Annotated in this window: 7 protein-coding genes; 3 read left to right on the top strand and 4 right to left on the bottom strand. The window is 51.7% G+C overall.

Annotated elements, in window-relative coordinates; genetic code table 11:
- Positions 1-185 precede the first annotated feature (185 nt).
- The gene (putA, locus tag R0134_RS01965; protein ID WP_319783234.1) at positions 186-3,473 is read right to left on the bottom strand and encodes a bifunctional proline dehydrogenase/L-glutamate gamma-semialdehyde dehydrogenase PutA; all 3,288 of its coding nucleotides are present in this window, start codon (positions 3,471-3,473) and stop codon (positions 186-188) included.
- A 403-nt stretch (positions 3,474-3,876) separates the two neighbouring features.
- On the opposite strand from putA, the gene R0134_RS01970 reads away from it, so the two are divergent.
- Complete coding sequence (locus R0134_RS01970; RefSeq protein ID WP_319783235.1) at positions 3,877-4,827, top strand: hypothetical protein; 951 nt, start codon at positions 3,877-3,879, stop codon at positions 4,825-4,827.
- A gap of 491 nt (positions 4,828-5,318) precedes the next feature.
- Here R0134_RS01970 and R0134_RS01975 read toward each other — a convergent pair whose 3' ends face one another.
- From R0134_RS01975 to R0134_RS01985, 3 genes are all read right to left on the bottom strand, one after another.
- A complete protein-coding gene (locus tag R0134_RS01975) occupies positions 5,319-5,936 on the bottom strand; it encodes a TIGR04211 family SH3 domain-containing protein (protein ID WP_319783236.1) in 618 nt (205 codons plus the stop codon).
- Between the two features lie 118 nt (positions 5,937-6,054).
- On the bottom strand, positions 6,055-7,320 hold the full coding sequence (locus tag R0134_RS01980) for an inorganic phosphate transporter (protein ID WP_319783237.1): 1,266 nt from the start codon (positions 7,318-7,320) through the stop codon (positions 6,055-6,057).
- Positions 7,321-7,341: 21 nt separating this feature from the next.
- On the bottom strand, positions 7,342-8,022 hold the full coding sequence (locus R0134_RS01985; RefSeq protein WP_319783238.1) for a TIGR00153 family protein: 681 nt from the start codon (positions 8,020-8,022) through the stop codon (positions 7,342-7,344).
- Positions 8,023-8,189: 167 nt separating this feature from the next.
- On the opposite strand from R0134_RS01985, the gene R0134_RS01990 reads away from it, so the two are divergent.
- Both R0134_RS01990 and glnE read left to right on the top strand, forming a co-directional pair.
- Positions 8,190-9,224, top strand: a complete 1,035-nt coding sequence (locus tag R0134_RS01990; protein WP_319783239.1) for an inorganic triphosphatase — start codon at positions 8,190-8,192, stop codon at positions 9,222-9,224.
- A gap of 208 nt (positions 9,225-9,432) precedes the next feature.
- Positions 9,433-12,306, top strand: a complete 2,874-nt coding sequence (gene glnE / locus R0134_RS01995; RefSeq protein ID WP_319783240.1) for a bifunctional [glutamate--ammonia ligase]-adenylyl-L-tyrosine phosphorylase/[glutamate--ammonia-ligase] adenylyltransferase — start codon at positions 9,433-9,435, stop codon at positions 12,304-12,306.
- Positions 12,307-12,473 lie beyond the last annotated feature (167 nt).

Raw genomic sequence — 12,473 nt, forward strand, 5'->3', positions numbered from 1 at the left:
ATGCGATACGGTTTCGATAGTGCTGTTAACCCATATTGCGTTTTAATCTATAGATGTGAGTAATATGAATCCCATCAAGCTAACTGTCAGCCTAGTTCAGCACATTCCACTTAGCTATCAGACCATAGTAATAGTGTGAAAAAGATAGGACGCTAATCGTTCTCACTTTTATACCGGCACCAGTACTAGTCCCCTTGGCCGAGCGAGAGCAAGCTGGCATTGCCGCCGATGGCGGTGGTGTTATTGGTAATGGTTTTCTCGGTAATAAAACGGGCCAGATAATGAGGGCCGCCGGCTTTAGGGCCGGTGCCAGACAAGCCTTGCCCACCAAAAGGTTGCACGCCGACCATGGCACCAATTTGGTCACGATTAATGTAGATATTGCCCACGTTGGCGCGCCGCGCAATATGCTCGGAAAACGACTCATTGCGGCTGTGAATACCGAGCGTTAGGCCATAACCGCTGGCATTAATGTCGTCTATCACTTGTTCTAGCTCAGCGGCCTTAAAGCGCACCACGTGCAAGATGGGGCCAAAGTGCTCTTCACTGAGTTCCTTGATGCTATTAATAGCCAGCGCCGTGGGCTGAATATAGTAGCCATGATCACAGTCTGGGCTTAGCGGCGTTTGAGCGATGACTATTTTGCCGGCCGCCTGCATCTGATTCAGGTGCTCGGTGAGCTTAGCTTGCGCTTGGGCGTCGATTACCGGACCCACATCCGTAGACCACAAAGCCGGGTCGCCGACGCTCAGCTCAGCCATGGCACCGCTTAATAGTGCTAATACGCGCTCGGCGATGTCGGTTTGTAAATACAATACCCGCAGTGCCGAGCAGCGCTGGCCGGCACTTTGAAAGGCGGCGCGTACCACATCGCGCACCACTTGCTCAGGCAGGGCGGTGGAGTCCACAATCATGGCATTTTGACCGCCGGTTTCGGCAATTAAAGGAATAATGGCGGCATTTTGTGCGGCTATGGAGCGCTCGGCTAAGGTGCGCTGGGCCAGGGTAAGATTGATATGGTGAGCGGTGGTGGTGGAGCCGGTAAAGCAAACGCCGGCGATCCTCGGGTCTGAGGTCAACGCTTGGCCTATGGTGGCACCACTGCCCGGTAACAGCTGTAACACGGCCGATGGAATACCCGCCTGATGGGCAAGCTGAGTCGCCAAGTGAGCAATTAAACAGCTTTGCTCGGCAGGTTTAGCGATCACCGTATTGCCGGTTACTAAGGCGGCGCTTATTTGGCCTAAAAAAATGGCCAGCGGAAAATTCCACGGGCTAATACAGACAAACACGCCACGGCCTTGAGCTTGTAAAGTATTGCGCTCACCCGTATAACCGGGCAGTAAGGTGGTGGTCATTAAGCGGCGCGCCTGATTGGCGTAATAGCGGCAAAAGTCTACGGCTTCTCGTACTTCGTCTATGCCATCTTGTAATAATTTTCCTGCCTCTCGGGTACACAGTGAAATAAGTTCAACCCTATGCTCTTCTAATAAATCTGCCAAGCGCTCAATCATTTTCGCACGCTGTTCCACGGGTGTATCGCGCCAATCCGTAAAGGCCGCCAACGCGCAGGTGATGGCAAGCTCTGCCTGCGCTTCGCTTGCCATCTGCACCTGACCCAACACTTGCTGTGTATCCTGCGGGCTGAGCACGGCTTGTAATGTGGGGGCTGGCGCTACTGCAGGTGCTGATTTAGGTGTAAGTGCTTTGTAGTCCGCTAACGGGCAGGCTGCCAGTAACGGCGCTGCTTGCCATTCTTTGCTTGCTAACTGTTCCAATGCTTGAAACAAGGGCTGGCGCTGGCCGGCAATATTGAGGTTGATACCTTGGGAATTCACGCGGTCAGCAAAAATGGCCAAGGGCAGCGGGATTTTCTCATTGGCTAAGCTTTCGCACTCTTTCAAGCGGGTGAGCGGATGTTGGATAAGGGAGTCGATGGGTGTTTTAGGATCCAACAATTTATGCACAAACGAAGAGTTGGCGCCGTTTTCTAATAATCGGCGTACCAAATAGGGCAAGAGATCTTTATGGGCGCCGACGGGGGCGTAAATACGACAATTTAGCTCAGGATGCTCAGTGAGTACGACGTCATACAGCTCTTCGCCCATGCCATGCAGGCGTTGAAACTCGAAAGCAGGTAAGACGGTGTCAGCACTAGCATCATGCATGGCTTGAATCGCCACCACCGTATGGGCGTTATGAGTAGCAAATTGTGGGTAAAGCGCGCCTTGGCAGGCGGCACTCAGCAAGTAGCGGACGCACACTAAATAAGAAACATCGGTGGCGGCTTTGCGGGTAAATACCGGATAACCCGTGAGCCCCCCTTGCTGGCTAAACTTGATCTCACTGTCCCAATAGGCACCTTTTACTAAGCGCAGCGGTATCATATCCCCTTGCTCGCGGGCTAAGGCAGACAGCCACATGAGTACGGGTAAGGCGCGCTTTGAATAGGCTTGTACCACTAAACCTAAGCCGCCCCAGCCTTGGTTGGCGGGGTGGCGATAAAGTTGCTCAAATAAGTCCAGTGACAGCTCAAGCCGGTCCATTTCTTCCGCGTCTATGGTCACGAATACGTCTAAAGCACGAGCCTGCTCCAGCAACTTCAGCACTGTGGCAAATAGCTCGCTGAGCACCCGCTGCCGATTGGCTTCTTCGTAACGCGGGTGTAAGGCCGACAATTTGATGGAAATAGACGGGCGCGGCACGGCATCATTATTGAGCTTGGTCTCACCTAAAGCAGCAATGGCGTTGGCGTAGGCCTGGTAATAATGCTGGGCATCCAAGGCGGTCATGGCCGCTTCACCCAGCATGTCGTAAGAATGTGAGTAGCCTTGGTCGCGCGCCTTGCGGCTGGCCTTAAGTGCCTCTTTAATGTCTCGGCCGAGTACAAACTGCTTACCCATGATCTTCATGGCCGTCATCATGGCTGAACGCACTAAGGGCTCGCCTAAGCGATTCAGTAGGCGGTCTAATAAACGAGCAGGATGGCCATCGAGTTTACTGTCGGTGCGGATAACTTTGCCGGTTAGCATTAGGCCCCAAGTGGAGGCGTTGACTAAAGCGGAGTCGCTTTGTCGAAAATACGGTGCCCAGTTGGCGCCTGAGAGTTTGTCTTTGATTAAGGCGTCTATGGTGTGTTTATCGGGAATGCGTAGCAAGGCTTCCGCCAAGCACATCAAAATAATCCCCTCTTGGGTATCCAGGCTATATTGCTGTAAGAATGCCTCAATACCGCCGCTCACTTCACCACTGGCTTGGCGTACTTGGCTGACGAGTTTGTGTGCTTTTTCGGCCAGCTCCGCATTATCTCCTGCACTATTACCTGAACTATCACCCGCATAGCCTGAAAGCTGCTCGATGAGCTCGGCCACATAGGCGTTTTCGTCCACCATATACTGCTCGGTAATGACTTGGCGCAGGTTTAATAGATCACGGGGGACATCATCAGTAAAAGCGGTGGCGACGGTAAACATAACGGCACTCCTCACATTAGAACTTGCTGACCCCTGGAGATGGCTTATAAAACTCTGCAGGTGCGGTTAGCTGCGATACGGTTGTAACGCCAATAACGCGGCACCGCGTCAGGTCAACAGAACCTAATAACCTATACGATTTAAAAGCCAATAACAGTCGCGCCAATGGGGTTTGCCAAGATTTGCGATCTCGATGGCGTTATTCGCCAATGTTTGGCGTGCGCTGGGCTAAGCCTAGTTGGCAAATTAGAAGATTAGAAGGGTTCCTAATGGATATGGCTATGGCTTGTTTGGCCTGCTGCGAGTCCAATAAGCCAGTAAAGCGCGCTTGGGGTGCATTGTTTGCGTGGCGGACTCCTTCTATAATGTGCGCTCTTTTATTTGTAGTAAGCGAACACTGCCTGTGCATTATCAACGTCTTCCTAAAGGGCACTTTGCCCTGACCGTGGTTTATTTGATCACTGGCGCTTCCATTGCAGCCTCCATGGTCTTTTCTCTGTTGTTGTTTTTGTCTCTCGAGCAAGGCCTGCTAATGAAGCTGATGTTTGGCGGCTTAGCGTTGGTATTTGAGATCGGCAAGTTTTATATCTGGTATGAAATGGGCGAGCGTATCAGTCGCCATGATTCTATGGGGGCGGCCAAGGCGCTGTGCTTTTACGCCGTGTTGGCAGGGCTTTCTATCGCGGGCAGTGTGGGCGGCATTAATGCCGCGACCAATACCCTGCTAGAAGGCGACGCGGCCAAAGCCGGAGAAGTGCAAAGCTATAACGATAAAATTGCCGGTCTAGAGCGAGAAATAGACATTAATGAGCAGGCAGCACAGGCCTACATTGATATGAAGCGCATCGCCAATGGCATGACAGATATGCTGGCGCGTAATGCTGATTTACGTCAACGCCAAGATGAGCTGCGCCGCGAGCGAGACCAAGTAGCGGTGACCAGCCAAAGCTCATTGATGGGGCTGATGTCGGGCTTAGCGGAAGGTTTGGGCTGGCCGTTATCAAGGGTGCAATTTGGCATAGTGGTGGTGCTGTCCATATTACTGGATTTTTTTGCGGCCTTTTTTATTGCCTTATTAGGGGATGAGCTGCGCTTTCGGCGTAATCTCAAGCAGCCACCATCAACAGCTACTCCTAATGTTATAAATGACGAGTCGCCTGCGATGCCGGAGCGCCCCGACTATTACCATGAGGTGGTCAACAAGCTGCGCGCCGGCGATCTGCGCTGTGCTAAAGGCGCGGTATCACGGATGTTAGAAAAGCCGATGGAAGAAGTAGAAGATATTTTTCACTGGCTGCTACAAGACGACATTGTGTATCGTAAACCCAACCGACACTTTGCGCTTAAGGGCTAATACAGCGCCAAGCTGAAGATGGCACCAAGCTCTGATATGCCGAGCCTTAGTTTTGGTCCAATGAATTGGATCTAAAAAAGACCAGAGCCAAACCCTAACCTTGGTCATTGCGAGGAGTGCAACGACGCGGCAATCCATGGTTATGTCCCGCGCCGTTGTAGCATGGATTGCCGCGCTACGCTCGCAAAGACGTGATAAGGGCGCATCACAACAGAGCGCAGAGCTAACGCGAAACCTTGATGTCCAACAGAGTATCTACAAACAGCCATAAAAAACACCGTCATCAGACGGTGTTTTTGTTTGCGTTAGCTAAGTGTTGCCTTGGATAATTTCACGCCTTACGCCTTACGCCTTACGCCTTACGCCTTACGCCTTACGCCTTACGCCTTACGCCTTACGCCTTACGCCTTACGCCTTACGCCTTACGCCTTACGCCTTACGCCTTACGCCTTACGCCTTACGCCTTACGCCTTACGCCTACACGAAGGATATTAATTCATCCAGCGGCTTTGATGGCGGCTTTTGCGACGTGGGATCAAAGGTAATAAAAAACCAAACAGTGCACCTATGCCGGCTACCATGCCGCCGTAGAGCAGCCAATCTAAACGCATTTGATGTTGTTCATTGTCCATCAGGCTGGTTAAGCGTTGGTTTTCGCTGTTGAGCTTGTCGTGTTGCTGGCGCAACGCACTTAGCTCGGCTTGCACCTCGGTAAGCTCTTGGTCTTGCAGTTGTAAGCGATTAGTTTTATCGAGCACATCTTGTTCATGGCGCTCATCGACTGAGCTCAGTTGTGCTTTGGTATTTATCAGCTCGCTTTCAATCTTGGGTAGCTTAGAACGAAAGCTCTCTTCGCTTTGTACAAAGGTACCTTCTACCCAACCGGTGCGGCCCTCAGCGTCGCGAATATGCACGTATTTGGTTTGTGCATCGCGCGCCAGCTCAGTGACGGTTTCACCCGCCTTGATGGAGCCAAGAATACGAAATTTATTGCTGGGGCCCGCATGCAGATAGGCATACACGTCATCGGATATATAGCGGTCGGCGGCGTTAGCCATGCTCAGCCAAGACAAGCTGCACAGCAGTGCCACAAGAAGTTTCGATTTCACCTGATGTTCCTTTACTCTTTTCGATAAGGTCATGGTAATAGCTGGGAGGGGGTAGGACAAGAAGAAGGGGGCAAATATGCCCCCTTAAAACGGTACTTCAACGGTAGCTTTCGATGGTTTAGCTAAAAGACCATTGAATAATATAGAAGAAAATAATGGCCAAAATAGCGCCTGCGGGTAGGGTAATTACCCAAGAAACCACTATGTTACGCAGTACGTTAAGGTTTAGTGCCGCAATACCGCGTGCCAAGCCTACGCCCATTACCGCGCCCACTAGGGTCTGAGTCGTGGAAATTGGCAGGCCAGTGCCGGATGCGATCACCACTGTCGCAGCCGTGGCTAACTGAGCGGCAAAACCTCGGCTAGGCGTAAGGTGCGTAATACCCGTGCCCACTGTGGCCATGACTTTATGACCCATAGAGGCTAAACCGATTACAATACCAATGCCGCCTAACGGCAGTATCCACCAAGCAATGCTGGATTGCGCGGCAATTTCGCCCGAGCTTTGTACTATGTTCACCACGGCCGATAACGGACCGATAGCATTGGCCACGTCGTTTGAGCCGTGAGCAAACGCCATGGCACAGGCGGTGACCACCATTAAGATACCAAACACCTTTTCTACGTTGGTGTATTGCATGTCTTTATCGTCTTCACTGTCGTATTGCTTGCGCTTGATGTAAACGCCACACAATATGGCAGAGGCCAAAGAAATCAGCGTCGCCAGTACAAAGCTTTCGGTGTTGTTCATATCAAGGCCGACGTGCTTAAGACCCTTTTGTAAGGTGACCAAACAAATCACCATCACCGTCATAAAGATATAAGCGGGGACGTATTTCTTAGCGGCCGCCAGCGGCTTGTCGGCGTTGAAAATAAGCCGTTGCACGCTAATAAAGATAAAGTAGGCCATTAACCCCGAGATAGCCGGCGTGACTACCCAAGAGGCAACGATGCCGCCAACCTTACTCCAATGCACAGCACTAGAACCTAATGACACCAGTGCGAAGCCGACGATGGCACCTATGATGGTGTGCGTGGTCGACACCGGCCAGCCATAGTACGAGGCTATTAACAGCCAAGTACCAGAGGCTAATAGCGAGGCGATCATGCCAAACACCAGTAAGTCTGGATGACCGGCAAAGGCTTCTGAGTCTATGATGCCGTTGCGTATGGTGGAGGTTACTTCACCGCCCGCCAAGTAAGCACCGGCGAACTCAAAGATCATGGCGATAATAATCGCCTGCTTGATGGTTAGTGAGCGCGTACCCACAGAGGTGCCCATGGCGTTCGCCACATCGTTGGCACCTATGCCCCAAGCCATAAAAAAGCCAAAGGCAGCCGCTATTAAAATAAGCAGAGTGCCGTAGTTAGCAATGATATCCATTTGTATACCTTGTTATGTCGCTCAGGAACGAGACAGCATCAGCTCTAAACGGGCACCAACCCGCTCGGCTTGGTCTGCCAGCTCACCGACCCACTCAATGATTTTGTATAAAAACATGATATCGATAGGATTATAGCCATCCTCAATGAGATGCAGCTGTTTACGCAACTTAGCTTGCATGACATCGGTATCATCTTCTATGCGATCAAGTTGGTTGATCATATCTGAGACCAAATCCATTTCGCGCCCTTTAAAGCCGGTTTCTAACAGCTCGTCGAGTTCGTCAATGGCTTTGGCTGCCTGCGCGGTAGCATCAAGGCACCGGCTGAGGTAATCCATAAAGGCAGCTTGGAGTGGCAGCGGAATAGCCATCTGGCGACCGATAATACGGCCTGAGATGTCTTTCGCTTTGTTAGCAATCTTATCTTGCTGCGTGAGCAGCTCTAACATGTCGGTACGTGCCACTGGCATGAAAAGACCGCGAGGGAGTTTGAGGCGGATTTCCCGTTTTAAGGCGTCGGCTTCCCGTTCGAGCTGAGAAATCCGGCGTTGGATCAGCTCAGCTTGTTCCCAATCTCGTTCCCACATGGCGTCGAAGAAAGGAACCAACTGCTGAGCCGCTTCATGTACTTTCGCCACATGCTTTTGCAAAGGCTTGATAGGGGACTTAGCAAAAAGCCCCAAAATAGTATTTACTGGCATGTCCAATCCTGTGTCGGTGAAAAAACACTCGATACATCTATGTGGCGCGAATGGTAACTTAACTATAAAGGCAAGAAAACAGCATTTTTAATAATACTCTTGGGTTTGTCCCTTGTTATTTATTTTTCACATTAAGAATCAATCGTTTGGAGATTTAGGGCGCGCCTATGAATACTGAGATAGAGCTGAAATTTCTGCTGTCACCCGAGCTGGTGAGTCGCTTACCCGCACTGCTAGCTAAGCATGAAATCTGCCAACACGACCAAAAAACGCTGGCCAATACCTACTTTGACACGCCAAATTTAGCGCTGGGCCGCATGAAAGCAGGACTGCGTATTCGCTGCCAAAACGGCAAGTTAGAGCAAACGGTAAAGCTGGCCGGTAGCCAAGTGGGTGGCCTGCACCAAAGACCCGAATACAATGTTGACTTAGCCGAGCCCCAGCCAGATTTAGCGCGTTTCCCGGCCCATATTTGGCCGGCTGACTTTGTGCTTGCCCAAGTCCAAGCCGACTTGCAGCCGTTATTCAGTACCGACTTTTTACGCCAACGCTGGGTGGTGAAGTTTAATGAGACCGAGATTGAACTGGCGTTTGATACCGGCGAAGTTCGAGCAGGAAAAAAACAGAATCTCATTCAAGAATTAGAGTTAGAGCTGGTGAGCGGTGAAGTTGCTGATATGTTTGCCTTCGCAGCGCTACTGTTGAGCGAGGGGGGGTTACGCTTATACGCGGTATCTAAGGCGCAGCGCGGTTATTATTTGGCCGGCTTAAGCGTCGGTCCGCAGTTACAAACCCTTACTTTAGCGGCTGGCACTGATCTGTCTGAGACAGCACTGCCAGAGACAGAGCAAGATAAGCGCATCTTGCTAAGCAGGCTCGCGCAAGGCGTCGAGCATTGGCAGCATCATGAGCAGGGCGCACTCAGCACCACAGACCAAAAAGACGACTGGCTTGGCCAAGTCCGCGTCGGTGTAGCCTTAGTTGAGCAGAGTCTGGCGTCGTTAAATAGCGCATCGTTAAAAAACAGGTCGTTAAACAATGGCGCATCTGAATCCGTACTGGCTGGTTGGCTTGAAGATCTGACTTGGCTGCAAGCCCAGTTACAAGAGCACAAGATTTTAGACGAGCTGTTCTATAACCCCCGCTACGGTCGTTTATTGTTGCAGTTAACCCACTATTTATATGCCGAGGGCGGCCATTAAATCGCGGCCATAAGCGATCAGTAAAAGAAGAAACGCGGCCCTCGTAGCCGGCAATTTATTCGCCGGTTCTGCGTAGCAGAATGTTTCGACGGGCCAGCTTGTCTTGCTGCTTCTGAGGTTTAGATATAAAACATAAAATCGTGCTGAAGTCCTCTTCACCGAAGAGACGGGCATCTACAGTGCCGCACCCAAGAATTAAGGATTACCCATGATTGCCATGCCCGCTTTGCTGCAACAACAGGCCGATAAACAATGGCTGCGTTTTAAAGAACGTGCGCCTGAGCTGGCCGAGAAAGTAACAGATGCGCGATCTGCCCAGTTAAAAATGCTGTTCGCTTGCAGCGACTTTGCCGTACAAAGCCTCTGTCAGCAGCCTGAGTTGGCGCTGGAATTTGATGATGCCACTGAGCTTAATAATAGTGATCGTGCGGGCGATTATGCGAGCGTTTTGGCGACGCTACTTGATGGCGTGACCGATGAAGCGACGGTGTTGAGAGTGTTACGCCAGTTTCGCCGCAAGCAATTACTGTTGATCGCATGGCGGGAAATGTTGCTCGGTGGTGAGGTAGAAGAAAGCTTTGTGCATATCTCGGCCTTGGCGGATGCACTGATTTTGGCGGCATATCGTTGGTATTACCAAAAGCTATGTCATGAAGTCGGTACGCCGACAGACGCCCATGGTAAAGCGGTGCCCTTGTTGATTATTGGCATGGGCAAGTTGGGCGGGCGCGAGCTGAACTTTTCCTCAGATATTGACCTGATTTTCACCTTTCCCCATAACGGCGTTACCCAAGGCGGGCGGCGCGAGCTGGCTAATCAGCAGTTTTTTATTCGCCTCGGCCAAAAGTTAGTGAATGCGCTGCATCAAACCACGGCGGATGGTCAGGTATATAGAGTGGACATGCGCCTGCGCCCCTTTGGCGAGTCGGGCCCGCTGGCGGTGAGCTTTAACGCCATGGAAGAATATTACCAAAATCATGGCCGCACTTGGGAGCGCTACGCCATGGTGAAGGCGCGCATTATTAATGGTGAGGGCCAATACAGTGACCAGCTGCGGGCCATGCTCAGGCCCTTTGTGTTTCGCCGTTACATCGACTTTGGCGTGATTGACTCATTGCGCCAGATGAAAGCCATGATCGCCGCCGAAGTGCGCCGCAAAGGTCTGCACGACAACATTAAGCTGGGTGCGGGTGGCATTCGTGAAGTTGAATTTATTGCTCAGGTGTTTCAGTTGATCCGCGGTGGCCGTGAGCCCTCACTGCAAGTGCGCCACTTGCCCGCCGCCCTTGCCGCCATTGAAGCGCTGGGCGATTTACCGAGCGAAGATGCCAAGCAATTACATGAAAGTTATCGTTTACTGCGCCGCGTCGAAAATTTCTTGCAGGCCTTTGACGATCAACAAACTCAAACCCTGCCCTTTGATGAGCTGAATCAAGCGCGCTTGGCGTGGCTCACCGGCTTTGATAATTGGCAAGACTGTTATCAGGCCATTCAAGCGACGATGAGCCGCGTGCATCGCCAGTTCGAGGGCTTAATTGGTGATAATACCGAAGCGGAAGAAGAAGGCGCGCCGCAAATTTGGTTCGATATTTGGCAAACTGAGCTCGATGAAGCCGAGCTGCTGCCTTTGTTGCAAGAACAAGGTTTAAGCGAGCTTAAAGCCCGCGGGTTGGCGGTGGGCTTGCTGAGCTTTAAAGCCGAATACTCGCGCCGAGCCATGGGGCCGCAAGGTCGCCAAGCCCTGGATAAGCTGATGCCGGTGTTGCTCGATAAAATTCACGCCACAGAAACCCCCAATCGGCTATTTGCTCGCGTGCAGCATATCTTGCTGCATATTGTCACCCGCTCTGCTTATTTACAGTTATTAGTCGAAAATTCCGGCGCGCTCAAGCAATTGCTCCGTTTGTGTGAAGCCAGCTCTTTGGTGGCCGAGCAGTTGGCGCGCTTTCCGATTTTGCTCGATGAACTGTTATTGCCGCAAACCTTATATGAGCCGATTCCATTAGAGTGCTATCGGGATGAGTTACGCCAATTTTTGCTGCGAGTGCCGGAAGAAGACGTAGAGCAGCAAATGGAAGCATTGCGCCAATTTAAGCAAATTCAGCTGCTGCGCATCGCCGCCGCCGATATCGCCGATACCTTGCCGTTAATGAAAGTGAGTGACCACTTAACCTGGTTGGCCGAGGCCATAGTGGATGAAGTGGTGAATCAAGCCTGGGTACAAATGACCGAACGCCACGGTGTGCCAGAGGCGTTAGTTCATAGCACGGATCGCGGCTTTGGCGTGGTGGCGTACGGCAAGTTGGGCGGCATTGAGCTGGCCTATAGCTCGGACTTGGATTTGGTGTTTGTGCAGCAATCGGACTTGCGCGGCCACACCAATGGCCCTAAGCTCATAGATGTGCGCCAATTTTACTTGCGCCTCGCTCAGCGCATTATTCACTTATTTAGCACGCGCACCGCCAGTGGTGTGCTCTATGAGCTTGATATGCGCCTGCGCCCCAGCGGCGATTCGGGCTTGATGGTGAGCCCACTGGATGCCTATCAGCAGTACTTGCTGAATCAAGCTTGGGTATGGGAGCAGCAAGCGTTGGTGCGCAGTCGCTTTATCGTCGGCGACGCTACTTTGGAGCAGCAGTTTATTGAGATCCGCCAGCAAGTGCTGAGCCAACCGCGGGAGCAGCCATCGCTGGCCGAAGAAGTGATCAAGATGCGCGAGAGAATGCGCGAGCACCTCATTAAAGCTAAAGAAGAAGAGTTTGATTTAAAGCAATCAAGCGGCGGCTTAGTCGACATTGAATTTTTAACCCAATATCTGGTGCTGGCCTTTAGCCATCAGCACCCACAAGCACTCACCCGTTGGTCGGATAATATCCGCATCTTAGAGTCGGCAGTGGCGGTGGGCTTGTTGGAGGAACAAGAAGCTGAGCGACTGAAAACCGCCTATTGCGCGATTCGTAACCGCGGCCACCGTTTAAGCCTACTCGACGAACCCGGCCGCGTGCCCGACAGTGAGCTGTGCACCGAGCGCGAATGGGTAGTAGAGAGCTGGGAGAAATGGCTTAAGCCCGGTGAGGAGTAAGGCGAGAGGAGTGAGGGGTATAAGCTTTGAATCAGCAAGTCCCGCGTAGCGTGACGTATAGCCGTCATACCGGACTCGCTCCGGTATCTTGTCCTAGTTACTAAAACCCAAGGACGAGATCCTGATGTGCATCAGGAAGACGGCAAAACAAAAAAATATCGAGTCAG

The sequence above is a fragment of the Oceanisphaera sp. IT1-181 genome, assembly GCF_033807535.1.
Taxonomy (GTDB): Bacteria; Pseudomonadota; Gammaproteobacteria; order Enterobacterales; family Aeromonadaceae; genus Oceanimonas.